Genomic DNA, 23,056 nt, shown 5'->3' with positions numbered 1-23,056 from the left:
CCCCCCGGTTCCATCACCGCGCTGCAAGAATCGCCCCGAGCACATCGGGGCGCATCACACTGTCATTGCAGGGCGGCGCGTCCGGCAACCGGCTGCAGGCCTGATAGAGCCCGCGCAGTGTCTGCCGCCCGGCGATCCCGTCCAGCGCGCCGCGATAGAGCCCCTCGCCCGCAAGCTTCTTCTGCAGCAGGTAGATCGTGGCGTTGGGGTTGGCCTTGTAGAGGTCCCGGCCGAAATCCTTGGAAACCAGATCCGGCCGCGCCGCAACCGCACCGGCAAGCGCCTCCCAGGCCGCGGGCTTGCGCGCCCGCGCCGCCGCGATCGTCTGGCCAAGCCGCCAGCTGTCATCGGGCCCGATCACCGTGCCGTATTTCGCCAGCGCCGCATCGGCATCACCAAGCCGCCGATGCAGGTTCATCCGGTTGCCGTCACGCAAGATCCCCACGAGGAAGCGCGCCGCCGTGCGATTGCCGGCATCCGCCGCCACCTGCAACCGCTCGATCGTCTTCGGCCCGCTCGCGATCATCGAGATGCCCCACATCTGCCGGGTGGCATCCAGCACCTCGATCCGCTCGTTGCCCGCCGCCCGCGCCCGCTCGGCAAAGCCCGCGAATTTCGCGCGCGAGACCGAACCGCCGCCGAGGTAGCCATACATCGCCCCCTCGGCGAGGATCGCCCAGGCCTCGCCATCGCCCATCTCGCCCGCGCGCCGCAACAGTGCCTCGGCGCCCGCCGGGTCGCGCTGGCCCCACATCGCCATCTCGCCGACCTGACGCAGCGCCCGGGGCTTGCCCTGCGCCGCCGCGGCCTCGGCCAGATCGCGCGCCTTCGCGGCATCTTTCGGCAGCCCGATCCCGTAGAGATAGAACCCCGACAGCGCCGTCTGTGCGGCGGCGTCGCCGGCCGCCACGCCCGCGTCGAGCAACGCCTTGCCGGCGGCAATGTCACGCGGCAGGATCCAGCCGCCGATCAGCTGCTCGCCCAGAAGGGCACGTGCCTCGGCATTGCCCGCAGCCGCGGCCTTTTCCAGCAGCGCCTTCGCGCGTGCCGGATCGGCCGGCGCGGCCTTGCCCCACAGGAGCGCGCCGCCAAGCGCGGTCATCGCCCGCGCATCGCCCGCCGTCGCCGCCGCCTCGAGCAGGGCCAGCCCGCGCGCGGGATCGGCCTTCAGGTAATAGCCGTCGACCAGCATCCGGCCAAGCTCGGCCTGCGCCCGGACATCGCCCTGCGCCGCCGCCTGGCCAAGCAGCTCGCCCCCCGCGGACACATCCGCCGCGATGCCATCAAGCCCGAAGACCAGCGCAAGACCGCGGTCACGCAAGGATTGCGGCGACTCGGCCGCGGCCTGTCCCGGCGCCGGTGGCGCCGTCTGCTGTGCAAACACAAACCCTTGAGGAACAGCGGAAATTCCCAGAATTGCCGCAACCGACACGGTGGCGATCAACGGCGAAACACGCATGACACGCATGACAGCCCTCCCCCCATTGTAAGGTTAATGATCCCACTTTTCGGGGCGTCTGTCTTTGATCTCGGCCAATTTTTTGGGCAAAGCGTCCGGCGAGGGGGCGGCAGCCCCCGGCGGAGGGCTCAGAACGGCACGTCCCCCGCCGCATCGGCCGCGGTCACGAAGCCCGCCTTGACGTGCTTCGCCCCCGCCTTGTCGAACTCGATCACCAGCGTGTCGCCCTCGATCTCCATCACCTCGCCATAGCCGAACTTCTTGTGGAAGACCCGGTCGCCGATGCCGAAGGCGACATGGTCGACGGTGGTGACGGTGGTCGGGCGCGGCGGCGGGGCGCCATGGCTTTGCAGCCGCTTCCAGCCCGGCGAGTTGTAGACATCGGCGCGGCTTGCCCGCTCCTCCATCCGCGAACCGCCGCCAAAGCCGCTGCCCGCCCCGCCAAAGGCCCCGGCCGCCCCGAACCCGCCACCGTAAAGCCCGGGCGGGGTCAGCACCTCGACATGGGCGGCAGGCAGCTCGTCGATGAAGCGCGAGGGCAGCTGCGACTGCCACTGGCCATAGACCCGGCGGTTGCCCGCAAACGAGATCGTGCACAGCTCCTCGGCCCGGGTGATGCCGACATAGGCCAGCCGGCGCTCCTCCTCGAGCCCCTTCTGCCCGGTCTCGTCCATCGCGCGCTGGCTCGGGAACAGCCCGTCCTCCCAGCCCGGCAGGAAGACGACCGGAAATTCCAGCCCCTTCGCCGCGTGCAAGGTCATGATCGAGACCTTGTCCTCGCCCTCGGCACTGTCATTGTCCATGATCAGCGCGACGTGCTCGAGGAAGCCCTGCAGGTTCTCGAACTGCTCGAGCGCCTTGACCAGTTCCTTCAGGTTCTCGAGCCGGCCGGGCGCCTCGGGGGTCTTGTCGTTCTGCCACATCTCGACATAGCCCGACTCCTCGAGAATGCGCTCGACCAGCCGGATATGCGAATGATCGTTCGCCGGCGGCACCGCGCCCTCGTCGAGCTCGATCAACGCATCGTCATCCTCGGCCGGGCTCGTCGCCGTGGCCGGCGAGGCGGCGCGGATCTCTGCGTTCCAGCGCGCGACATTCTCGACGAAAAGCCGCAGCTGCCCGCCCGCCTTGCCGCCGATCTCGCCCGCCGCGACCAGCCGGCGCGCGGCATCGAACAGGCTCAGCCCCGCCTCGCGCGCCATCATCTGAATCCGCGCCTGCGCCTTCTCGCCCAGCCCGCGCTTCGGCGTGTTGATGACGCGCTCGAAGGCAAGATCGTCCTCGGGCGAGACGGCCAGGCGGAAATAGGCCATCGCGTCGCGGATCTCGAGCCGTTCATAGAACCGCGGCCCGCCGATCACCCGATAGGGCAGACCGATGGTCAGGAAACGGTCCTCGAAGGCGCGCATCTGGTGGCTGGCGCGCACCAGGATCGCCTGATCGGACAGCTGCACCGCCCCGACCGGGCGCCGCCCCGCAGCGATCGCCTCGATCTCCTCGCCGATCCAGCGTGCCTCTTCCTCGCCATCCCAATGGCCGATCAGCCGCACCTTCTCGCCGCCCTTCGCCTCGGTCCAGAGCGTCTTGCCAAGCCGCCCCTCGTTCGTCGCGATCAGCCGCGAGGCGGCGGCCAGGATATGTTCGGTCGAGCGGTAATTCTGTTCGAGCCGGATCACCACCGCACCCGGGAAATCCTTCTCGAAGCGCAGGATGTTGCCAACCTCGGCGCCGCGCCAGCCATAGATCGACTGGTCGTCATCGCCGACGCAGCAGATGTTGCGATGCCCCTGCGCCAGCAGCCGCAGCCACAGATATTGCGCGACGTTGGTGTCCTGATATTCGTCGACGAGGATATAGCGGAACCAGCGCTGATACTGCGCCAGCACATCCGCGTGGGTCTGGAAGATCGTCACCATATGGAGCAGCAGATCGCCGAAATCGACGGCGTTCAGCGCGCGCAGCCGGTCCTGATAGGCGGCATAGAGCTCGGAGCCGCGGTTGTTGAAGGCCGCGGTCTCGGCGCCCTTCACCCGCTCGGGCGTCAGCGCGCGGTTCTTCCAGCCGTCGATGATGCCCGCAAGCTGCCGCGCCGGCCAGCGCTTCTCGTCCATGTTCGCGGCCAGGATCAGCTGCTTCAGCAGCCGGATCTGGTCGTCGGTGTCGAGGATGGTGAAGTTCGACTTCAGCCCGACGAGTTCCGCATGCCGCCGCAACAGCTTGACGCAGACCGAGTGGAAGGTGCCCAGCCACGGCATCCCCTCGATCGCACCGCCCAGCAGCCGGCCCACGCGCTCCTTCATCTCGCGCGCGGCCTTGTTGGTGAAGGTGACGGCCAGGATCTCGTTCGGGCGGCAGCGGCCCGAATGGATCAGATGCGCGATCCGCGTGGTCAGCGCCTTGGTCTTGCCGGTGCCCGCCCCCGCCAGCATCAGCACCGGCCCGTCGAGCGCCTCGACCGCGGCACGCTGCGCCGGGTTCAGCCCCTCGAGATAGGGCGCGGGACCGCCCTGCATCGCCTGCATGGCGCGCTGCGTGAGACTCAGCGCCCCCTCGAACGGATCATCGTCGTCATAACTGCTCATGGCGGCAATCTAGCCGTCCGCGCCGGCGAGGCCAAGAGTTGTTCCGCATCCGTTCACATCTTCGCGCCGGACTTCCATGCCGCACCCGACAAACCTCGCGCATCGCGGAGGCCGCATGATGACCGACACCGGAACCGACCTGAGCTTTGCCCTCACCCCGGCCGATGCGCTGGCCTGGGAGGCGCAGCCGCAGGCACTGCGCTGCACCCGCCTTTTCGCCTATTACCTCTGGCTCGCGGCCGGAGCCGGCTGGCTGCTGCTCCTGCCCGCGTACTGGATCACCGGGCAGCTTGCCGGGCTGCTGCGGCTTCTGCTGCTGGTGGCCGTGCAGATCGCGCTTGCCAGTCTCGCCATGAGCCTCGCCGCGCGCCGCCGTGCCCGACGGCGCGTTCCCGCGCCGATCGAGGCCCGGCTTGCCGAACGGGGCCCCGCCCTCCTCTGGCAGCTCAGCTCCGCCCCCGCGCAGGAGATTGACGCGGCAGCGATCCGGCAGGTGTGCCTCACCGCCCGCCACCTGTTCCTCGACGCGCCGCCCGCCGTGGTGATCGTGCCCGTCATCGCCTTCCCCACCGCACAGGCCGCGCAGGATTTCGCCCGGCGGTGGGAGGCCCGCCGCGCTGCGGCGGCCTCCTGAACCGTAGTATGCCCGCACCACCCGCGGCGCGCCCGCTTCGCCTAGGCTGAGGACGGAGGAGAGCCAAGGGAGGAAAACATGGCAAAGATCCTGATGATCACTGGCGATTTCACCGAGGATTACGAGACGATGGTGCCGTTCCAGTGCCTGCTGGCCTGCGGGCACACGGTGGATGCGGTCTGCCCGGGCAAGGCGGCGGGCGAGACAGTGAAGACCGCGATCCACGATTTCGAGGGCGACCAGACCTATTCCGAGAAGCCCGGCCACAATTTCGCGCTCAATGCCGATTTCGCCGCGGTCGATCCGGCAGGCTATGATGCGCTTGTGGTGCCGGGGGGCCGGGCGCCCGAATATCTGCGCCTCGATCCGCAGGTGCGCGCGATGGTGCGGCACTTTTTTGAGACCGACAAACCCGTCGCCGCGATCTGCCACGGCGCGCAGCTGCTGGCCGCGGCGGGCGTGCTTGCCGGGCGGACCTGCTCGGCCTATCCCGCCTGTTCCTACGAGGTGACGGCGGCGGGCGGCACCTATGCCGATATTGCGGTGACAGAGGCGGTGACCGATGGCAAGCTGGTGACCGCGCCCGCCTGGCCCGCACATCCGAGCTGGCTGCGGCAGTTCATGGCGCTGCTCTGACATCAACGGGAGGGAGGCCCCGCGATGTGCGAACTCTTCATCAAGGCCGATGCCGGCCAATGGCAAAGCCGCACGCACAGCCTGCGCATCGACGGGGTCGCCACCTCGATCCGGATCGAGAACGCCTTCTGGGCGACGCTCGAGGAGATCGGCGCGCGCGACGGGATGAGTGTGGCGCAGCTGATCACCCGGCTCTGGCACGAGGCGATGGACGCCGATCATGACCTCGGCAATTTCACCTCGTTCCTCCGGGTCTGCTGCGCGCGCTATCACGCATTGATCGCGGCGGGCGAGATCTCGGCCGATCTCACCGTGCCGATCGCCGCCCATCCCGCGCGCGAGATCCTCGCCCGCGAGGCGGCGCGGCGGCTGGAGCGGGAGGCGCTGCACGTGAATTGAACTGGTGGAGGGGGCGCTGCCCCCGTCTCCGTGCCGGAGACTCCCCCGAGGTATTTCGGGCAAGATGAAACCGCCCGCTCGGCTTTCATCTTGCGGAAAATACCTCGGGGGGAGGCGAAGCCGGGGGGCAGCGCCCCCCGACCCGGTCTCAGCCCGCGTGCACGAGCGAGGCGAAGAACCGCGGATCGAGGCTTGCGCTGGCGAAGGTCGGCCCCTCGGTCAGCACGGCCACCGCGTCGTGGCTGTGCAGGCTTTCCTGATGGCTCGCCATCACCCGGAAATCGCCCACCCGCGGATCGGCGAGCAAGCCCTCGGCGAAGACCCGCACCGCATCCTCGACAAAGATCGGATGCGCGGCGTTCAGCTCGGCAAAGGCCTGCTCGTCCTCGCGTTTCACCATCACCTGGGTCTCGGTCGGCACCGCGGCGCGGGCGATGTCGATCAGGTCCTCGAACCACAGCACCTTGCCCGGCTCGACCGCGACCGAGATCCGCGCGACCGAGCGTTGCGAATGCGGCGTCGCCAGCCGGCCGCGGCTGGTGCGGGCGTGCTCGCTCAGCTCGAGCGAACAGGGGCAGGTCGAGGAATAGACATAATCGAGATGGATCGCCTTCAGCCGGCGCCCGCCCTGATCCGCCATCTCGAGCGCGATGTCGTAATATTGCCAGCCCGAGAGGCCCGAGCGCAGGCTGTCGACCCGCACCGGATAGGAAAAGCGCATCATCAGCCGGGCGTCGAAACTGTCCAGATCGTCCTTGTAGCCGTCGAGCGCCGCCGCCATCACCTCGAAGGAGAACTCGCGCTCGGCATGGCCATAGAAGGAGCGGATGATCCGGCTCATGTTGATGCCCTTCTTCTCGGCATCGAGGCTGACCGTGCCGGTGACCGAGGTCTCGAGCGTGACCTCGCCGGGCGGGTTGTCGGTGCCCGGGCGCAGCCGGTAGCGGATCGGCAGGCGGAAGTTCGAGATCCCGACATGGGCGATCGACGCATGCGCCCCGGTGATCAGCGAGGCAGGGCCGTTCTGCAGATCGGGCATGCCGTCCTTGTAGGCGGCATCGGGGCGGAACTCCGCGTCATAGGTCCGCACCAGATCGGGATAGTTCGACAGCAGATGCCCCGGCAGCAGCCGCGCAATCGCCGGGTCGAGCCGGGCGACCTCGACCGGGTCGGCGCGCTCGGCCCAGGCCCGCAGCGTGGCCAGCGCGGCCTTCGCGGCCTCGGTGTCGGGGCTGTTGCTGCGCTCGTGCATGTTCATCTGTCCCTCCGGTCGGTCGCGGCCCCGGACCATATGGGACCGGGGCCGCGAAAGTCCAAGGGAAACTCAGGCCGCGTCCAGCGCCGCGCGGATGTCCCCGACCAGATCGGTGGTGTCCTCGATCCCCATCGAGATCCGCACCAGCCCCTCGGTGATGCCGATCGTGGCGCGGTCTTCCTCGCTCAGGTTCTTGTGCGTCGTGGTCGCGGGATGGGTCGCGATCGACTTCGCATCGCCGAGGTTGTTCGAGATCGAGACGATCCGCAGCGCGTCGAGGAAGCGGAAGGCCGCCGCCTTGCCGCCGGCCAGATCGAGGCACAGCATCGTGCCGCCCGCCCCCATCTGCTCCATCGCCAGGGCGTGCTGCGGATGGTCGGCGAGCCCCGGATAGATGGTGCGCGCAAGCTTTGCATGCCCCGCCACCGCCGAGGCCACCGCCACCGCATTCGCCGCCTGCGCCCGCACCCGCAGGTCCAGCGTCTGCAGGCCCGAGAGCAGGATCCAGGCGTGGAACGGGCTCATCGCGCCGCCGGTGTGCTTGACATAGGTTTCAAGCGGACCGCGGATGAAGTCGCGCGTGCCAAGCACGATGCCGCCCAGCACCCGGCCGCCGCCGTCGATATGCTTGGTCGCGGAATAGACGATGACATCGGCACCAAGCGCCACCGCACGCGAGAAGATCGGCGAGGCGAAGGCGTTGTCGACCACCACCACGGCGCCGACAGCATGGGCGATCCCGGCCACGCCCTTGATGTCGATCACCTCGAGCCCGGGGTTCGACACGCTCTCGAAGAAGCACACCCTGGTCTCGGGCCGCACCGCCGCGCGCCAGTTCGCCAGATCGGCGCCGTCGATCAGCGTCACCTCGACACCGAAGGTCGCGAGCACCTTGAGCACATGCAGGCACGAGCCGAACATCTGCCGCGCCGCCACGACATGGTCACCCGGCTTCACCAGCGCCATCAGCGCGCCGTTGATCGCGGCCATTCCCGAGGCACAGGCGAAACCGTCTTCGGTGCCCTCGATCGCCGCCATCCGGTCCTCGAACATCCGCGTCGTCGGGTTGCCGTAGCGGGCATAGATGAACTCGTCCGGGCCCGAGGAGATGAAGCGCGCCTCGGCGACCTCGGCCGAGGGATAGACGAAGCCCTGGGTCAGGAACAGCGCCTCGGCCATCTCGCCGTATTGCGAGCGGCGGATGCCGTCATGCACGAGTTTCGTCCGGGTGTTCCAGTCTTTCGTCATGGGCCCTCTCCTGAAAAGGTGACACGGCCTAACTCCGCGGGCCCGGCGCGTCAACCTGCCGCAGCCGCGCGGGCCTGCAATTCGGCCTTGTATTCAAGGGTTTGAATAAGGGCGGCGCGGGCGAGATCAACCCTCTCCGCCGCCCTCGGTGCCATCTTCGCCGGGCTTTTCAACGGCGTAGCGGGAGAAGAGCTTCCCCTGCCCCATGAAGAAGCCGAACATCAGCACCGTCAGGCCGAAGGTCTTGAAGTTGACCCAGGCGGCGTCGGACATGGTGCGCCAGATCACCTCGTTCGCGACGGCAAGGCCGAGGAACAGGATCACCAGCCGCTTCGTCAGGATCATCCAGCCCTCGTGCCGCATCGGGATCGCGTCTTCCATCACCAGCTGCAGCCAGGGCTTGCCGCGCGCCAGCCCGAAGCCCAGAAGCGCGGCGAAGAGCAGATAGATCAGCGTCGGCTTCATCTTGAAGAAATGCGGGTCGTTGAACCACACCGAGAGCCCGCCGAAGACCACGACGAGAACGAGCGTCGCCACCTGCATCGGCGAGAGCCGGCCGGTGAGGCGCCACAGGATCAGCGTCGAGACGACGAGCAGCGGCACGAAGATCGCCGTGGCCAGCACGAAGCCCGAATAGCTCTGCCCGCCAAAGGCGACATGGGCGTCCTTGAGCCGGTTGAAGGCGATGAAGAAGACCAGCAGCGGCCCGAAATCGAGTGCGGCCTTCAGCCAGGGATTGATCTTGCGTTTGCCGCTCATGTCGTCATCCGTTCTCAGCGGTTGCCCGCGAATTCCACGATCACCGCGCCGGCGGCGATCAGCGCCATCAGCGCCGTGCGCCGCGGTCCGACCTTCTCGCCCAGCACGAGCCAGCCGATCAGCGCCGCGAAGACCGTCGAGGTCTCGCGCAGCACCGCGGCCTCGCCCACCCGGTCAAGCCGCGTGGCGAGCATGATCGCACCGAAGGAGAAATAGGCGACAAAGGCGCCAAGCACACCCCTTTTCAGCAAGGGCAGCAGTTCCGAGCCCGGAACGTGGCGCCAGCGCCGCAGGGTGGCGAGCGGCATGAACCAGCCGTCGAGGAAGAAGAACCACGCAAGGAAGGTGAAGGGATCGGCCGTGGCGCGGATGCCATAGGCGTCATAGGTGGTGTACAGCGCGACGAATCCGCCGGTCAGCACCGCGAGCGCCAGCGCCGGCACCATCGTCTCGCGGCCCGTCGTGACGTGGCGCAGGTTGTAGAGCGCCAGCCCGTAGATCCCCGCGAGCAGCACCCCGACCCCCGCCCATTGGCCCAGGGTGAAATGCTCGCCGAAAAGCAGCCCGGCCCCGATCACCGCAAAGAGCGGCGCGGTGCCGCGCACCACCGGATAGACCACGGTATAGGCGCCGCGGGCATAGGTCATCGCCTGCGCGAACTTGTAGCCGATGTGGATCACCACCACCGTGGCGAAGATCGGCCACATGTGCGGCTCGGGCCAGGGCACGACGAACAGCGCGAAGGGCGCGGCAATCAGGCCATAGCTCGCGTCGATCGCCGCGCGGCTGATCCAGGGATCGTGCCGCCCCTTCTGCAGCGCCCCGAAGAGCGCATGCAGGAAGGCCGCCATCAGCGCGAGCGCGAGCGCCGCGTGGTGCCCCGCTGGCGTGCCCTCGAGCGAGGCGATAAGGTCACTCATGCACTGCCTCCACGGAGTTCACCGATGCAGATCCTGTCGCAGCTCTGGACCGACCTGTCCGACTCCTTCACCGCCACGCCACCTTCGGTGGCGACGATGCGGATGCTGGCCGCGCTCGCCCTTGGCGGCACGATCGGTTTCGAGCGGGAATGGCACCACAAGCCGGCCGGGCTGCGCACCCACATGCTGATCGCCGTCGCCGCCTCGCTCTTCGCGCTGATTGCGCTCGAACTCGTCGACATCTCGCGCACCGAGGGGGCGGCAAGCGGCGCGCGCTCGGACATCGTGCGGCTGATCGGCGCCGTCACCTCGGGCGTCGCCTTCCTGGCCGCCGGCACGATCATCACCTCGGGCGGGCGGGTGCGCGGGCTGACGACCGGGGCCAGCATGTGGCTTGCCGGTGCGGTGGGGCTTGCCTGCGGCACCGGGCGGATCGGGCTTGGTGCGCTTGCGACCGGCATCACCGTCACCGTGCTGTGGGTGTTCCGCCGGATCGAGGAACGACTTGAAAGCCCCGCAACGCGGGCGATGAACGAGGATGCCGACCTGCCGATGACGCCCGACGACGAGGCGCGGCACCGGCACACGCCCACCGACCCGATGGCCTGACCCCGGGTCATCGCCGCTTCAGTCCTCCACCCCCACCAGCGCGCGGGCGAACTCCTCGGGGTCGAAGGGGGCGAGGTCGTCGATCTGCTCGCCCACCCCGATCGCATGGATCGGCAGGCCGAACTTGTCGGCGAGCGCCACCAGGACACCGCCCTTCGCCGTGCCGTCGAGCTTGGTCATCACCAGCCCCGAGACATCGGCGATCTTCGAGAAGATCTCGACCTGGCTCAGCGCGTTCTGCCCGGTGGTGGCATCGAGCACCAAAAGCGTGTTGTGCGGCGCGTCGGGGTCCTTCTTGCGGATCACCCGGACGATCTTCGCCAGCTCCTCCATCAGGTCGGCGCGGTTCTGCAGCCGCCCGGCGGTGTCGATCATCAGAAGGTCGGCCCCATCCTCCTGCGCCTTCGTCATCGCGTCGAAGGCAAGCGAGGCCGGGTCCGAGCCCTCGGGCGCGGTCAGCACCGGCACGCCGGCGCGCTCGCCCCAGACCTTCAGCTGTTCGACGGCCGCCGCGCGGAAGGTGTCGCCCGCGGCGATCACCACCGTCTTGCCCGCGGCGCGGAACTGCGAGGCGAGCTTGCCGATCGTCGTGGTCTTGCCCGAGCCGTTCACGCCGACGACCAGCACCACCTGCGGGCGCTTGGCGTAAAGCGGCATCGGCCGGGCGACAGGCTCCATGATCCGGGCGATTTCCGCGGCCAGAAGCGCCTTGATCTCGGGCACCGAGAGCTTGCGCCCCATCCGGCCCTCGGCAAGGTTCGCGGTGACCCGCAGCGCGGTGTCCACCCCCATGTCGGAGGTGATCAGCAGCTCCTCGAGGCTTTCGAGCATCGCATCGTCGAGAACACGGCGCGGCGCCTCCTCGCCCGTGCGGCCCAGCAGCCGGCCGAGGAAACCGGGCTTGCGCGCCTCTTCGGCCGGGGCGGAAGGCGCCGGCGCCGGCGCTTCGGGGGCCGCCGCTTCGGGCGCCTCGGTCTCGGCGCTTTCGGCGACGATCGCCTCGAGCCCCTCCTCAAGCCTCGAGGAGGACCGGGTCAGGCGCGACTTGAGCTTGGAAAAGAACGACATCGGGGGACCTCCGTTTCCTTTCACCTACTGGATGCGGGCGCGCGATGGAAGGGCTCAGGGCAGAAGCCCGCCCGCAAGGATCAAGGCCTGCGCCGGCCAGTAGAGCGCCCAGACGAGAAAGGCCGCCGCCCGCGCGCCGCGCCCGGGCGCCAGCACGAAGAGCAGCAGCGCGAGAACGAAGTCCGAGGCGACGAAGACGAGCGCGCCGAAGACGAGCCGCGGCGCGCCCGGAAGCCCGAGCGCCGCGAGCGTCATCGCCGCAATCACCACGATATAGCCGCGCACCGGCGCAACCATCCCCTCGGCCCGCGGCGCGATCCACAGCACCGCGGCACCGACGACAAGCAGCAGCGCCAGCGCCGGCAGCAACGGCGGCGCCCCGGCGCCCAGCCCAAGGAACAGCGCGAGATAGGCCAGATGCCCCGCCGCAAACCCCGCCATACCGGCAAGGAACATCCCCCGCCCCGGCCGCGACAGGCAGAAATCGCCAAGCGCCCCCAGCATCAGCCCAAGCGAGAGCGACAGCGGCGCCCCCGCGCGCAGTGCGATGGCGGCCAGCAGCGCCACCGACAGCGTCTTCACCGCGGTCTTCGGCCAGCTTGCCGCGGCCGCGGCAAAGCGCAGCAGATACAGCACCGCCAGCGCGGCCGCGATCAGGAAAAGCGGATCGGTCAATAGGCTCATGTCCACAGTCGTGCAGAAAATCCGCCCTGCGGCAAGCCTTCGCCCTGACTTGGCCCGATTTTGCGCTAGACTGCCCCGAAACGCCAGAAGACGCGCCGAGAGCAGTGCCATGTCAGACCGTCCCGACCTTTCCGCCCGCCTTGCCGGACTCGCGCAGGGGCTGCGCACGATCGGGCATGCCGTGCCCGGGATCGACCTCTTCGCCGCCGTGACCTTCGCGCCGGTGCCGCTCATCGTGCTTGGCGCGTTCTTCGGCGGGCTCTGGCCCTGGCTCGCCGTCGCCTGGATCGGCGGGCTGATCTATGCCCTTGACCGTCTGATCGCCCATGCCGCCCCCGACGCCCCCGGGGGCTGCGAGTTTCCCGCCGCCGACCGGCTCTCGGTGGCGCTGGCAGTGGCGCATTTCGGACTGCTGCTCCTGGGCGTCGCGGCGCTGTCCGGGGCGACGGGGCTGTCGTTTCCGGCCCGCATCGCGCTCTTCTTCGCCTGCGGTCTGTTCTTCGGGCAGGTGTCGAACTCGAACGCGCACGAGCTCATCCACCGCGCCGACAAGCGGCTCTTCGTGCTGGGCAAATGGGTCTATATCTCGCTGCTCTACGGCCATCACGCCTCGGCGCACCGGCTGGTGCATCATCGCTTCGTCGCCACCCGCGACGACCCGAACAGCGCCGTGCTGGGCGAAAGCTTCTGGGCCTTCGCGCCGCAGGCCTGGACCGGCGCCTTCATTGCCGGATGGCAGATGGAAGAGGCGCGGCGCAAGCGCCTTGCGCCAGAGGACTGGCGCGCCCGGCTTGCCGCGGTGAACCCCTATGTCAGCTATGTCCTCGGCGCGATCTGGTGCGTGCTCCTCGTCGGGCTGCTCTTCGGCCTTGCCGGGGTGCTCGCCTATCTCGCGCTCTGCCTTTACGCGCAGATGCAGATCCTGCTCGCAGATTACGTGCAGCATTACGGGCTCGAGCGCGCGCAGACCGGGACCGGGCAATACGAGCCCGTCAGCGCCCGCCACAGCTGGGACGCGCCCGATCCGGTCTCGTCACTGTGGATGCTGAACGCGCCGCGCCATTCGGACCACCACGCCCATCCGGCCCGGCCCTACCCCGAGTTGCGCCTTGGCGAGACCGCGGCCGAGGGGCGGCCGATGCTGCCCCGCTCGCTGCCGGCGATGGCGACGCTCGCGCTGATCCCGGCGCTGTGGCACCGGGTGATGGACCCCCGGGCCCGCGCCCTGCGCAAGCCCGCCCGCGGGCTTTAGCCCGTTCACGGCGCTTTGGCTTTTCCGGCGCGCCGATCCGGGGCAAGCTGGCGCGACCGAACCGGAGACCCCGCGATGCGCGCCCGCCTGATCCTGCCCCTTCTCCTCGCCCTCGCCGCGGTGCCGCTTGCCGCGGCCGAGATCGGCCCGCCGATGACCGCCGAGGAGTTCGACGCCCGGACGCAGGGCAAGACGATCACCTATTCCGCCGGCGGGCAGGTCTATGGCATCGAGGAATACCGCCCCGGCCACAAGGTCGTCTGGGCCTTCGCCGAGGGCGAGTGCCACGAGGGCGACTGGTTCCAGCAGGGCGACCAGATCTGCTTCGACTATCACGACGACACGCCGTTGCAGTGCTGGACCTTCCACGACAGCCCCGAGGGGCTTGTCGCCCGGTTCGAGGGGCGCGACGACGGCGAGCCGCTGATCTCGCTCAAGGAAAGCACGACCTCGCTGAACTGCCCGGGGCCGGATCTGGGGGTCTGAAGCGCCCGGCCCTGTCCCCCGCGGCACGGGCGGCGTGAGGTTTTTTGCCAGGAAAAAGCCAGGGGCGTTCACTCTCGATCCCCCCGGCCCTCAGACCAGCCCGTTGCGCTTCATCTTGGCCCGAAGACTCCTCCGACCGCCGTCACCGGCGCGGCGGGGTCAGAACAGGCTCCCCTGCTCCGGCGGCTCGTCCTTGCGCGACCGGCGGCGGGGCGTGGGGGCTGCGGGCGCGGCGGGGCCTGGCGCGGGGGCGTGCCCCTCGCCCGGATGGGCCGGCACGCGGCCGTCGTGGAACTCGATCTCCAGCGTGGCGGCCGCCGCGGCCTCGGCCGCGCGGGTGACGAGCGTCTCGCCCGCCCGCACCACCGCATAGCCGCGCTTCAGCGTCTCGCGATAGCCGAGCGTCTGGCGCATCCGGTCGAGCCGGTCGAGCCTCTCGGCGAGCGCCGCAAGCCGGGCCTGCGGGGCGCGCGCGAGCCGGTCCGTCAGCCCTTCGAGCGTCGCGCGGTTGCGGGTGTTCGCCCGCTCCGCCTCGAGCCGGGTGCGGGCGAGCGCCGGGGCCAGACGCGCCGCCAGGGTTTCAAGCCGGCGCCCCTCCTGCGCGAGGTAGCGGCGCAGGATCGCCGGCGCGATCCGCGCCTCGAGCGGCGCAAAGCCTGCGCGCTTGCGCACCGTCACCATCCGCAGCGCCGGGGCGAGCCGGTCGGACATCAGGTCGAAGCGCTGCCGCGCCGGGGCGATCAGCGTCTCTGGCCGGCCCAAGGCGCGCGACAGGTCGCGCAGCCGCTGGCCCTGGCCCTCGACGCGGGAGCGCGCCGCGCGCGCCATCCGCGCCTCGGTCTCGGCGAGCCAGGTGGCAAGATCGGCGCGCACCGGCACCGCGATCTCGGCCGCCGCGGTCGGCGTCGGCGCGCGGCGGTCGGCGGCAAAATCGATCAGCGTGGTGTCGGTCTCGTGCCCCACCGCCGAGATCAGCGGAATCCGGCTTGCTGCCGCGGCGCGCACCACCGCCTCTTCGTTGAAGCCCCACAGATCCTCGAGCGAGCCGCCGCCACGGGCGACGATGATGAGATCAGGGCGCGGGATCGCGCCGCCCTCGGGCAGGGCGTTGAAGCCGCGGATCGCCGCTGCCACCTCGGGCGCGCAGGCCTGGCCCTGCACCGCCACCGGCCAGATCAGCACACGGCGCGGAAAGCGGTCGCGCAGCCGATGCAGGATGTCGCGAATGACCGCGCCCGAGGGCGAGGTGACGACGCCGATCACGCCCGGCAACCAGGGGAGCGGCTTCTTGCGGTGCTCATCAAACAGGCCCTCGGCGGCAAGCGCGCGCCGCCGCGCCTCGAGCATCGCCATCAGCGCCCCCGCCCCGGCGGGTTCGACGTCATCGACGATGAGCTGATATTTCGACTGGCCCGGGAAGGTGGTCATGCGGCCGGTGGCGATGACCTCCATCCCCTCTTCGGGGCGGATCTGCATCCGCGCGACCTGCCCTTTCCAGCTGACCGCGGCGATCACCGCGCTGGCGTCCTTGAGGTCGAAATACATGTGGCCCGAGGACGGGCGGCTGACGCGGCCGACCTCGCCGCGCACGCGCACGCGGCCGAACTCGCCCTCGATCACGCGCTTCACCGCGCCCGAGATCTCGGAAACCGTGTATTCATGGGCATTGCCGCTGCCCGGGCTGTCGTCGAGAAGGTCCATCTGCGCCTTGCCTGATGTCGGGTCTGACCTTAGAAGGCCGGAAAGCGAAGGCCAAGGGGGTGCGCCGATGAACATTCTGATCCTGGGCGGCGGCGGCCGCGAACATGCCCTTGCCTGGGCGGTGAAGCAGAACCCGAAATGCGACCGGCTGATCGTCGCTCCGGGCAATGCGGGCATCGGTGCAATCGCCGAACTGGCCGCGATCGAGCCGACCGATGCGGCGGCGGTGCTGGCCTGCGTCGAGGAAAACGCCATCGATTTCGTCATCGTCGGCCCCGAGGCGCCGCTGGCCGCCGGTGTGGCGGATGCGCTGCGCGCGGCGGGCATCCTGACCTTCGGCCCCTCGGCCGAGGCGGCGAAGCTCGAGGCCTCGAAGGCCTTCACCAAGGAAGTCTGCGACGCCTGCGGCGCGCCGACCGCCGCCTGGGCGCGGTTCTCGGACGCGGCGGCGGCGAAGGACTATGTCCGCGCCCAGGGCGCGCCGATCGTGGTCAAGGCCGACGGTCTGGCCGCGGGCAAGGGCGTGATCGTGGCGATGACGCTCGATGAGGCGCTCGACGGCATCGACGAGATCTTCGGCGGCGCCTTCGGTGCGGCCGGCGCCGAGGTGGTGATCGAGGAATTCATGGCGGGCGAAGAGGCAAGCTTCTTCATCCTGTCGGACGGCACCGATGTGCTGCCCGTGGGCACCGCGCAGGATCACAAGCGCGTGGGCGATGGCGACACCGGGCCGAACACCGGCGGCATGGGCGCCTATTCCCCGGCCCCGGTGCTGACCGCGGCGATCCAGGAGCAGGTGCTGTCCGAGATCGTGCGCCCGACGATCGCCGAGATGGCGGCGCGCGGCACGCCGTTCCAGGGCGTGCTTTACGCCGGGCTGATGATCGAGAACGGCCGGGCGCGGCTTGTGGAATACAACGTCCGCTTCGGCGATCCGGAATGCCAGGTGCTGATGCTGCGGCTTGGCGCGCAGGCGCTCGATCTGCTGCTTGCCTGCGCCGAGGGGCGGCTGGCCGAGGTCAAGGCGCAATGGGCCGACGACCACGCGCTGACCGTGGTGATGGCGGCGAAGGGCTATCCGGGCCCTTATGTGAAGGGCAGCGAGATCCGCGGCCTTGCCGATCTGCCCGAGGACAGCGCGCGGATGGTCTTCCATGCCGGCACCGCGCTCAAGGACGGCAAGGTGCTGGCCACCGGCGGGCGGGTGCTGAACGTCACCGCCCGCGGCGCGACGCTGAAGGAGGCGCAGGAGCGCGCCTATGCGATGGTCGACCGGATCGACTGGCCCGAGGGCTTCTGTCGGCGCGACATCGGCTGGCGGGCGCTCTGAGCAGAGGACGGAAGGGGGGCGCCGCCCCCCTGCCCCCCCGGGATATTTGAAGCAATTGGAAGATCAGGGGCGCCGTGCTGCCGCGACGGCGGGGGCGCGCTCAGGGCCGCAGATAGGCCCAGCCGGCGCGTTGCAGCTCGATGAGACGCACCACGCCCGAGGGCACGACCTGTGCCGCGGGCAGAAGCGTGGGGGCGGCTCCCTCGTCACGGGTGATCCCGCGCAGGGTGTTTGCGCAGGCCGAGAAGCGCACGCCCCCGGCGGCAAGCTCGGCCACCCGGTCGGCCAGCGGCGAGAGGTCGGCGCGCAGCAGCGCAAGCCCCGGACCGTTCGCCACCAGCTCGACCGCGACCGCCTGCCCCGCCTGCGTGTAGTGGGCGCGCAGATTGGCGATGTTGTTCAGCGCCATCCGCATCCGCGCGGGGTCGGCCTCGTCGAGGTGGACCGCCACCTGCACAGTTTCGTTCATTCCGTCCTCCGGTCAGCGCCTTTCGGCGAAGAAGGCCTTGAGCAGCGCCTCGGCCGCACGCGCCCCGATGCCGTCATAGACCTCGGGGACATGGTGGCTTTGCGGATGCGCGAAGATCCGCGGCCCCTGCGCCACGCCCCCCGATTTCGGGTCGGCCGCGCCATAGTAGATCCGCGCGATCCGCGCCTGGCCGAGCGCCGAGGCGCACATCGGGCAAGGTTCGAGCGTGACATAGAGGTCGTGGCCCGGCAGCCGCTCGGACCCCGCCGCGGCGCAGGCCATGCGCAACGCGAGGATCTCGGCATGCGCGGTCGGGTCGCTGAGTTCGCGGGTGCGGTTGCCGGCGCGGGCGACGACGCGCCCGCCCGGGGCGACGATCACCGCGCCCACCGGCACCTCGCCGCGGGCGGCGGCGGCGCGCGCCTCCTCGAGCGCGAGGTCCATGTAGGAGGTGAAGCTCATGCCCCTTCATCGCCGTGAAACCGGGCCCGCGCAAGATGCTTTGCAAGGGCCGCGGAAAGGTGTAGAGCGCCGCCTTGGCCGCGGCTTCCGCGCCCCGTTTCCCGTTGAAGGACTGCTCCGATGACCGATACCCCCGAAAATTCCGCCGCGCCCGGCGGCGAAGCCGAACGCGCCCCCTCGGAACGCATCGCCAAGGTGATCGCCCGCTCCGGCGTCGCCTCGCGCCGTGATGCCGAGAAGATGATCCTCGCCGGCCGCGTCACGGTGAACGGCAAGCCCGTCACCTCGCCCGCGCTCGATGTTGCCCCCACCGACAAGGTGGTGATCGACGGCAAGCCGATCGACGCGCCGCAGGAAACCCGGCTGTGGCTCTATTACAAGCCGCTCGGCCTCGTCACCACCGAGAAGGACGAACAGGGCCGGCGCACGATCTTCGACGAGCTGCCCGAGGGCATGCCGCGGGTGCTCAACATCGGCCGGCTCGACCTCAACTCGGAAGGGCTGTTGCTGCTGACCAATGACGGCGGGCTGAAGCGCCGCCTCGAGCTGCCCGAGACCGCCTGGCTGCGCAAATATCGCGTCCGCGTCAACGGCCGGCCGATGAACGACACCTTCGACCCGCTGCGCCGCGGCATCACCATCGAGGGCGAGGAATTCCTGCCGATGGAGGTCACGCTCGATCGCCAGCAGGGGGCAAACGCCTGGCTGACCGTGGGCATCCGCGAGGGCCGCAACCGCGAGATCCGCCGCGCCATGACCGAGATCGGGCTGACGGTGAACCGGCTGATCCGGGTCAGCTATGGCCCGTTCCGGCTGAACGAGATGCAGCCCGGCGAGGTGATCGAAGTGAAGCGCAAGACCCTGCGCGACCAGCTTGGCGACCGGTTGTTCTCGGGCGCCGAGGATGGCCGCCCGCCGCGCGCCGAGCTGATCGAGCGCGCCCAGCACCGCGCCACCCGCCGCGCCCGTGAAGAGGGGGAAGGCGGCGAGCGCCGCCCGTTCGCTGCGCGCCGCGAGGACGGGGCCGAGAAGAAGGGCTTCGGCAAGCAGAGGGACTTCGCCCAGGGCGGTGCCCCGCGCGGCCCGCGCCCCGAGGGCGACAAGCCGTTCCGTCCCCGCGACGGGGACCGCAGCGAAGGCTTCCGTCCGCGCCGCGACGGCGACGACCGTGGCCCGCGCCCCGAGGGCGGCAAGCGCCCCTACGGCCCGCGTTCGGGCGAGGAAGGCCGTGGCTTCAAGCCGCGCGGCGAGGGCTTCCGCTCGCACCGTGACGAGGAGAGCAAATTCGGCCGCGGCCCGCGCCCGGCCCGTGACGAGGGCGAGAAGCGCCCCTATGCCGCCCGCTCGGGCGACCGTCCGTCCTATGGCGACAAGCCGCGGTCCTTCGGCGACAAGTCCCGCTCGGGCGACCGGCCGTCCTATGGCGACAAGCCGCGGTCCTATGGCGACAAGCCCCGTTCGGATGACCGGCCGTCCTATGGCGACAAGCCGCGCTCCTTCGGCGACAAGCCCCGCTCGGGCGACCGGCCGTCCTATGGCGACAAGCCGCGGTCCTTCGGCGACAAGCCCCGCTCGGACGACCGTCCGTCCTACGGTGACAAGCCGCGGTCCTACGGCGACAAGCCGCGCTCGGGCGATCGTCCGTCCTATGGCGACAAGCCGCGGTCCTTCGGCGACAAGCCGCGCTCGGGCGACCGGCCGTCCTATGGTGACAAGCCGCGGTCCTATGGCGACAAGCCCGGCTACGGCAAGCGCCCGGAGGGCGGCGAGGGCAAATCCTCGGGCTTCAAGTCGCATGGCTTCAAGAGCCAGGGCGGCAAGGGCAAGCCGCGCGCCGAGGGCTTCAAGAGCCACCGCGACGGCGGTGCCGGCAAGCCCGGCGGCAAGCCCTTCGGCCGCCCCGGCCCGAAGCGCGGCTGAGCCCAGCCGTCCCCGCAAACCGAAAGGGGGAAAGCCCGCCCGGCTTTTCCCCACCCCCGCCCTGCCGCTTGGCACTGGAAGCGAGGCGCGCGAATGCCTACTCTCTGGCCGGGCGGGACCGTTCCCGCCGGCAAGACCCCGGGGGTTCCATGTCGCGCAAGACCGTGCAAACCATCGCCTTCTGGCTGTTCTTCGCGCTGACCCTCTCGGTCGCGCTGAAAGGGACGGTCTGAGATGGCCCAGCGTTTCGGCGGCAAGTACAGCCCGCAGCCAAAGACCGACGAGGGCTATCCGGGCGTCGCGCCCGACCGCGTGCCGCAGGCGCCCTCCGAACCCCGCCATCCGCTCTTGCGCCGCCCGACCTGGCTGATCGCGGCCGCGGCGCCGCTGCTGCCGCGCGCCTTCGGCGACGGGCCCGAGGGGCTGGCCCGCAATCTTGGCGCCTTCGCACTGATCGCGGGCGGTGCCTGGCTGATCCGCGAGGGGCTGCGCGCCGAGGCCGCCTGGGAGGCGCGCCGCGTCGCCCGCCGCCCGGCCCTGCCGCGCAAAGCGCTTGGCGCCGTCGTCGGCGGCATCGGTCTCGCGCTCGCGGCCCCGGCTGCCGGGATCGCGGGCGCCGCGGTGATCGGCGTGATCGGCGCCGGGCTGGCGCTTCTGGCCTTCGGCCCCGACCCGATGCGCGACAAGGGCATGGAGGGCATCGACCCGTTCCAGCAGGACCGTGTCGCCCGCGTCGTCGCCGAGGGCGAAAAGCACCTTGCCGCGATGCGCGCGGCGATCGTGCGGGCACAGGACGCACTGCTGAGCGCCCGCGTCGAGCGCTTCGCCGCCACCGCGCGCGAACTCTTCCGCGCCGTCGAGGAGGACCCGGGCGACCTGAGCGCCGCGCGCCGCTACATGGGCGTCTACCTCGAGGGCGCGCGCGACGCGACGGTCAAGTTCGCCGATCTCTGGGCCGCCACCCGCGACGCGCAGGCACGCCGCGATTACGAGGCCCTGCTCGACGATCTCGAGGCGAATTTCACCGCCCGCACCCGCAGCCTGATCGCCGGCGGGCGCGAGGGGCTCGACATCGAGATCGAGGTGCTGCGTGAACGTCTTGCACGCGAGGGCGTGACCCGACCAGCCGGCGAGGCTGGCCCGACCGGAGATTGACCTGGAATCGGAAACGCTGCGTTTCGCAACCCTGGGGTGAATTTCGCCCCCGGGCCACGTGCGGGCCACAAATCTGCCCCGCTTCGGCACGACTTTGGGTCCACCCCGAAGACCGAGGCCCCCGATGCGCAGTTCCCGCCCCCTCATGCTCTTGCGTACAGCCGCGCTTCTGAGCGCCGTCTTCCTGTCGGCCCATGTGATCACCGCCGAGAAGCAGGGCTCCTTTCTCGAGGCCCTGCGTTCCTTCGTGAAGACCGGGCTGATCTTCGTTGCCCTGCCCGCCGCGCTGATCGCCATCGCCCTGCACCAGCCCACCCGCCGCGCGATCGTGCGCCTGGCCCCCCTCGCCGGCGAGGAATTCGACCGCCTCGCGCGCTATCTGCGCGCGCGCCTGCCGCGCCGCCGCGCACCGCAGCCCCCCATGCCGCAGGAAACCACCGACCCCGTGCCAGCGCTGCTTGGCGCGACGAAACATCGCCTCGACCTGCTGCATCGCTTCCTGCGTGACCGCGCGCCCGAGCTGCTGCCGGCCTTCGCCGAATATGGGGCGGCAATGAACCGGCTGCAAAGTGAGCTCGCCCTGCGCCCCGAAGCCCATGCGCTGGTCCGCCCGCACCTGACGCGCGGTCTCGATACGCTGGAAGCCGCCACCGGGAAACTTTCGGTTGTCCTTGCCGACGCGCCGGACGAATATGCGCTCGGCAGCTATTGCGACACGCTCGAACGACTGACGGGCGAGGCGCTGGCTTGCGTGTACGGGATTCGCACGGCCTGGCGTTCGGGCGAATCCGGGGTGTCACTGGCGGGCGAGTTGGGGCACAGCTGACCCCGCCCCCGCAAACCGGGGGTGTGTATGACCGAGACCGTGCGTGAAAAGGCCGCCCAGGCCGTGGCCGAGATCGAGACCGTGGCGCAGACCGTGCTTGCCGACCCCGGCAAGGAGATGGTGGCCCTCGGCGCGGCCCCGGCCCCGGTGGCCGAGGAGATCCGCGCGCGCATGGCCGAGATCGATCTCGGCGACAGCAGCTCGATCATGTATTTCGGCGCCCGTGCGCAAAACGACCTGCAGGCGGTCAGCCAGGAGATGCTGGCCGACGTGAAGAACAAGGACGTCGGCCCCGCGGGCGACAGCCTGAGCGCGATCGTCACCACCCTTCGCGGCTTTTCCGTCTCCGAGCTCGACGTGCGGCGCAAGCAGAGCTGGTGGGAACGACTGACCGGCCGCGCCGCGCCCTTCGCGCAGTTCCTGGCGCGCTACGAGGCGGTGCAGACCCAGATCGACCGGATCACCGACGAGCTGCTCGGCCACGAGACGAAGCTGCTCAAGGACGTGAAGGCGCTCGACCTTCTCTATGCGAAGACGCTCGGCTTCTATGACGAGCTCGCGCTCTTCATCGCCGCGGGCGAGGAGAAGCTGCGCGAGGTCGATGCGACGGTGATCCCGGCGAAGGCGGCCGAGGTCGAGGCCGCGCCCGAGGAACAGAAGGTGCTGCGCGCGCAGGAGCTGCGCGACCTGCGCGCCGCGCGCGACGATCTGGAACGGCGCGTGCATGACCTGAAGCTGACGCGGCAGGTGACGATGCAGTCCCTGCCCTCGATCCGGCTTGTGCAGGAAAACGACAAGTCCCTGGTGACGAAGATCAACTCGACCCTCGTCAACACCGTGCCGCTGTGGGAGACGCAGCTTGCGCAGGCGGTGACGATCCAGCGCTCGGCCGAGGCGGCACGGGCGGTCAGACAGGCCTCCGACCTGACCAACGAGCTGCTCACCGCGAATGCGAAGAACCTGCGCGAGGCGAATGCCGCGGTGCGCACCGAGATGGAGCGCGGCATCTTCGACATCGAGGCGGTGAAGGCCGCGAATGGCGAGCTGATCGCCACCATCGAGGACAGCCTGCGCATCGCCGACGAGGGCAAGCGCAAGCGCGCCGCGGCGGAGAAGGATCTCGCGGAAATGGAAACCCAGCTGCGCGAGACGCTGTCCTCGGCGCGAGCGACGCAGGCGACGGACAAGGGCTGAGATGCGGC

The 23,056-nt window shown here is 70.0% G+C and carries 22 protein-coding genes; 11 read left to right on the top strand and 11 right to left on the bottom strand.

The window, feature by feature from the left end:
* Positions 1-13: 13 nt before the first annotated feature.
* The gene (locus DYS74_RS11895; protein WP_183077518.1) at positions 14-1,321 is read right to left on the bottom strand and encodes an SEL1-like repeat protein; all 1,308 of its coding nucleotides are present in this window, start codon (positions 1,319-1,321) and stop codon (positions 14-16) included.
* A 266-nt stretch (positions 1,322-1,587) separates the two neighbouring features.
* Positions 1,588-4,041, bottom strand: a complete 2,454-nt coding sequence (locus DYS74_RS11890; RefSeq protein WP_121533916.1) for an ATP-dependent helicase — start codon at positions 4,039-4,041, stop codon at positions 1,588-1,590.
* Positions 4,042-4,159: 118 nt separating this feature from the next.
* Here DYS74_RS11890 and DYS74_RS11885 point away from each other — a divergent pair, with 118 nt between their 5' ends.
* The 3 genes from DYS74_RS11885 (at position 4,160) to DYS74_RS11875 (ending at position 5,710) form a co-directional block, all read left to right on the top strand.
* A complete protein-coding gene (locus DYS74_RS11885; RefSeq protein ID WP_147435498.1) occupies positions 4,160-4,675 on the top strand; it encodes a hypothetical protein in 516 nt (171 codons plus the stop codon).
* Positions 4,676-4,753: 78 nt separating this feature from the next.
* Positions 4,754-5,311 carry a DJ-1/PfpI family protein gene (locus DYS74_RS11880; RefSeq protein WP_121533914.1) on the top strand — a complete coding sequence of 186 codons (558 nt, stop codon included), beginning with the start codon at positions 4,754-4,756 and terminating at the stop codon, positions 5,309-5,311.
* A 24-nt stretch (positions 5,312-5,335) separates the two neighbouring features.
* Positions 5,336-5,710, top strand: a complete 375-nt coding sequence (locus DYS74_RS11875; protein WP_121533913.1) for a ribbon-helix-helix domain-containing protein — start codon at positions 5,336-5,338, stop codon at positions 5,708-5,710.
* Positions 5,711-5,858: 148 nt separating this feature from the next.
* Here DYS74_RS11875 and folE2 read toward each other — a convergent pair whose 3' ends face one another.
* The 4 genes from folE2 to DYS74_RS11855 all read right to left on the bottom strand — a co-directional run bounded on the left by folE2 (position 5,859) and on the right by DYS74_RS11855 (position 9,892).
* A complete protein-coding gene (folE2, locus tag DYS74_RS11870) occupies positions 5,859-6,968 on the bottom strand; it encodes a GTP cyclohydrolase FolE2 (protein WP_121533912.1) in 1,110 nt (369 codons plus the stop codon).
* A 66-nt stretch (positions 6,969-7,034) separates the two neighbouring features.
* Positions 7,035-8,213: an aminotransferase class V-fold PLP-dependent enzyme gene (locus DYS74_RS11865; protein WP_121533911.1), complete on the bottom strand. Its 1,179-nt coding sequence runs from the start codon at positions 8,211-8,213 to the stop codon at positions 7,035-7,037.
* 126 nt (positions 8,214-8,339) lie between these two features.
* Positions 8,340-8,972, bottom strand: coding sequence for an inner membrane-spanning protein YciB (locus DYS74_RS11860; RefSeq protein ID WP_121533910.1), 633 nt, complete (start codon positions 8,970-8,972; stop codon positions 8,340-8,342).
* Between the two features lie 14 nt (positions 8,973-8,986).
* Positions 8,987-9,892: an EamA family transporter gene (locus DYS74_RS11855; RefSeq protein ID WP_121533909.1), complete on the bottom strand. Its 906-nt coding sequence runs from the start codon at positions 9,890-9,892 to the stop codon at positions 8,987-8,989.
* 24 nt (positions 9,893-9,916) lie between these two features.
* On the opposite strand from DYS74_RS11855, the gene DYS74_RS11850 reads away from it, so the two are divergent.
* The gene (locus DYS74_RS11850; RefSeq protein ID WP_121533908.1) at positions 9,917-10,501 is read left to right on the top strand and encodes an MgtC/SapB family protein; all 585 of its coding nucleotides are present in this window, start codon (positions 9,917-9,919) and stop codon (positions 10,499-10,501) included.
* Positions 10,502-10,519: 18 nt separating this feature from the next.
* Here DYS74_RS11850 and ftsY read toward each other — a convergent pair whose 3' ends face one another.
* Together ftsY and DYS74_RS11840 are read right to left on the bottom strand one after the other, a co-directional pair.
* Entirely contained in the window at positions 10,520-11,569 is a 1,050-nt protein-coding gene (ftsY, locus tag DYS74_RS11845) for a signal recognition particle-docking protein FtsY (protein WP_121533907.1), read from the bottom strand.
* A 54-nt stretch (positions 11,570-11,623) separates the two neighbouring features.
* Complete coding sequence (locus DYS74_RS11840) at positions 11,624-12,253, bottom strand: lysoplasmalogenase family protein (RefSeq protein WP_245965271.1); 630 nt, start codon at positions 12,251-12,253, stop codon at positions 11,624-11,626.
* A gap of 109 nt (positions 12,254-12,362) precedes the next feature.
* Here DYS74_RS11840 and DYS74_RS11835 point away from each other — a divergent pair, with 109 nt between their 5' ends.
* Positions 12,363-13,505 (top strand): alkane 1-monooxygenase, encoded by a 1,143-nt coding sequence (locus DYS74_RS11835; protein ID WP_121533905.1) that lies wholly within the window; start codon positions 12,363-12,365, stop codon positions 13,503-13,505.
* A 75-nt stretch (positions 13,506-13,580) separates the two neighbouring features.
* A complete protein-coding gene (locus DYS74_RS11830) occupies positions 13,581-13,991 on the top strand; it encodes a hypothetical protein (protein WP_121533904.1) in 411 nt (136 codons plus the stop codon).
* Between the two features lie 159 nt (positions 13,992-14,150).
* Here DYS74_RS11830 and xseA read toward each other — a convergent pair whose 3' ends face one another.
* Positions 14,151-15,692 (bottom strand): exodeoxyribonuclease VII large subunit, encoded by a 1,542-nt coding sequence (gene xseA / locus DYS74_RS11825; RefSeq protein ID WP_121533903.1) that lies wholly within the window; start codon positions 15,690-15,692, stop codon positions 14,151-14,153.
* Positions 15,693-15,759: 67 nt separating this feature from the next.
* Between xseA and purD the strand changes: the two genes are divergently transcribed.
* Complete coding sequence (gene purD / locus DYS74_RS11820; RefSeq protein WP_121533902.1) at positions 15,760-17,022, top strand: phosphoribosylamine--glycine ligase; 1,263 nt, start codon at positions 15,760-15,762, stop codon at positions 17,020-17,022.
* 100 nt (positions 17,023-17,122) lie between these two features.
* Here the strand turns inward: purD and DYS74_RS11815 are convergent, their stop codons facing one another.
* Positions 17,123-17,491 (bottom strand): DsrE family protein, encoded by a 369-nt coding sequence (locus tag DYS74_RS11815; RefSeq protein ID WP_121533901.1) that lies wholly within the window; start codon positions 17,489-17,491, stop codon positions 17,123-17,125.
* Positions 17,492-17,503: 12 nt separating this feature from the next.
* Positions 17,504-17,953 (bottom strand): nucleoside deaminase, encoded by a 450-nt coding sequence (locus DYS74_RS11810; RefSeq protein ID WP_121533900.1) that lies wholly within the window; start codon positions 17,951-17,953, stop codon positions 17,504-17,506.
* A 120-nt stretch (positions 17,954-18,073) separates the two neighbouring features.
* On the opposite strand from DYS74_RS11810, the gene DYS74_RS11805 reads away from it, so the two are divergent.
* The 4 genes from DYS74_RS11805 to DYS74_RS11790 all read left to right on the top strand — a co-directional run bounded on the left by DYS74_RS11805 (position 18,074) and on the right by DYS74_RS11790 (position 23,048).
* Complete coding sequence (locus tag DYS74_RS11805; protein WP_121533899.1) at positions 18,074-19,873, top strand: pseudouridine synthase; 1,800 nt, start codon at positions 18,074-18,076, stop codon at positions 19,871-19,873.
* Between the two features lie 234 nt (positions 19,874-20,107).
* Positions 20,108-21,028 (top strand): 5-bromo-4-chloroindolyl phosphate hydrolysis family protein, encoded by a 921-nt coding sequence (locus DYS74_RS11800; protein ID WP_121533898.1) that lies wholly within the window; start codon positions 20,108-20,110, stop codon positions 21,026-21,028.
* Positions 21,029-21,152: 124 nt separating this feature from the next.
* Positions 21,153-21,854, top strand: coding sequence for a hypothetical protein (locus tag DYS74_RS11795; protein ID WP_147435496.1), 702 nt, complete (start codon positions 21,153-21,155; stop codon positions 21,852-21,854).
* A 27-nt stretch (positions 21,855-21,881) separates the two neighbouring features.
* Entirely contained in the window at positions 21,882-23,048 is a 1,167-nt protein-coding gene (locus tag DYS74_RS11790; protein WP_121533896.1) for a toxic anion resistance protein, read from the top strand.
* Positions 23,049-23,056: the final 8 nt, after the last annotated feature.

Source organism: Paenirhodobacter hankyongi (genome assembly GCF_003664585.1).
GTDB classification, from domain to species: domain Bacteria; phylum Pseudomonadota; class Alphaproteobacteria; order Rhodobacterales; family Rhodobacteraceae; genus Rhodobacter; species Rhodobacter hankyongi.
Note: the sequence above shows the minus strand (reverse complement) of the source record. Positions and strands in the feature narration are given on the sequence as shown.

Coding starts and splice junctions, on each gene's coding strand:
- DYS74_RS11860 (WP_121533910.1), bottom strand. CDS start 8,972: ATGAGCGGCAAACGCAAGATCAATCCCTGGCTGAAGGCCGCACTCGAT.
- DYS74_RS11790 (WP_121533896.1), top strand. CDS start 21,882: ATGACCGAGACCGTGCGTGAAAAGGCCGCCCAGGCCGTGGCCGAGATC.
- DYS74_RS11835 (WP_121533905.1), top strand. CDS start 12,363: ATGTCAGACCGTCCCGACCTTTCCGCCCGCCTTGCCGGACTCGCGCAG.
- DYS74_RS11805 (WP_121533899.1), top strand. CDS start 18,074: ATGACCGATACCCCCGAAAATTCCGCCGCGCCCGGCGGCGAAGCCGAA.
- xseA (WP_121533903.1), bottom strand. CDS start 15,692: ATGGACCTTCTCGACGACAGCCCGGGCAGCGGCAATGCCCATGAATAC.
- DYS74_RS11840 (WP_245965271.1), bottom strand. CDS start 12,253: ATGAGCCTATTGACCGATCCGCTTTTCCTGATCGCGGCCGCGCTGGCG.
- ftsY (WP_121533907.1), bottom strand. CDS start 11,569: ATGTCGTTCTTTTCCAAGCTCAAGTCGCGCCTGACCCGGTCCTCCTCG.
- folE2 (WP_121533912.1), bottom strand. CDS start 6,968: ATGAACATGCACGAGCGCAGCAACAGCCCCGACACCGAGGCCGCGAAG.
- DYS74_RS11810 (WP_121533900.1), bottom strand. CDS start 17,953: ATGAGCTTCACCTCCTACATGGACCTCGCGCTCGAGGAGGCGCGCGCC.
- DYS74_RS11800 (WP_121533898.1), top strand. CDS start 20,108: ATGGCCCAGCGTTTCGGCGGCAAGTACAGCCCGCAGCCAAAGACCGAC.
- DYS74_RS11875 (WP_121533913.1), top strand. CDS start 5,336: ATGTGCGAACTCTTCATCAAGGCCGATGCCGGCCAATGGCAAAGCCGC.
- DYS74_RS11815 (WP_121533901.1), bottom strand. CDS start 17,491: ATGAACGAAACTGTGCAGGTGGCGGTCCACCTCGACGAGGCCGACCCC.
- DYS74_RS11795 (WP_147435496.1), top strand. CDS start 21,153: ATGCGCAGTTCCCGCCCCCTCATGCTCTTGCGTACAGCCGCGCTTCTG.
- DYS74_RS11880 (WP_121533914.1), top strand. CDS start 4,754: ATGGCAAAGATCCTGATGATCACTGGCGATTTCACCGAGGATTACGAG.
- DYS74_RS11885 (WP_147435498.1), top strand. CDS start 4,160: ATGACCGACACCGGAACCGACCTGAGCTTTGCCCTCACCCCGGCCGAT.
- DYS74_RS11890 (WP_121533916.1), bottom strand. CDS start 4,041: ATGAGCAGTTATGACGACGATGATCCGTTCGAGGGGGCGCTGAGTCTC.
- DYS74_RS11830 (WP_121533904.1), top strand. CDS start 13,581: ATGCGCGCCCGCCTGATCCTGCCCCTTCTCCTCGCCCTCGCCGCGGTG.
- DYS74_RS11850 (WP_121533908.1), top strand. CDS start 9,917: ATGCAGATCCTGTCGCAGCTCTGGACCGACCTGTCCGACTCCTTCACC.
- purD (WP_121533902.1), top strand. CDS start 15,760: ATGAACATTCTGATCCTGGGCGGCGGCGGCCGCGAACATGCCCTTGCC.
- DYS74_RS11855 (WP_121533909.1), bottom strand. CDS start 9,892: ATGAGTGACCTTATCGCCTCGCTCGAGGGCACGCCAGCGGGGCACCAC.
- DYS74_RS11865 (WP_121533911.1), bottom strand. CDS start 8,213: ATGACGAAAGACTGGAACACCCGGACGAAACTCGTGCATGACGGCATC.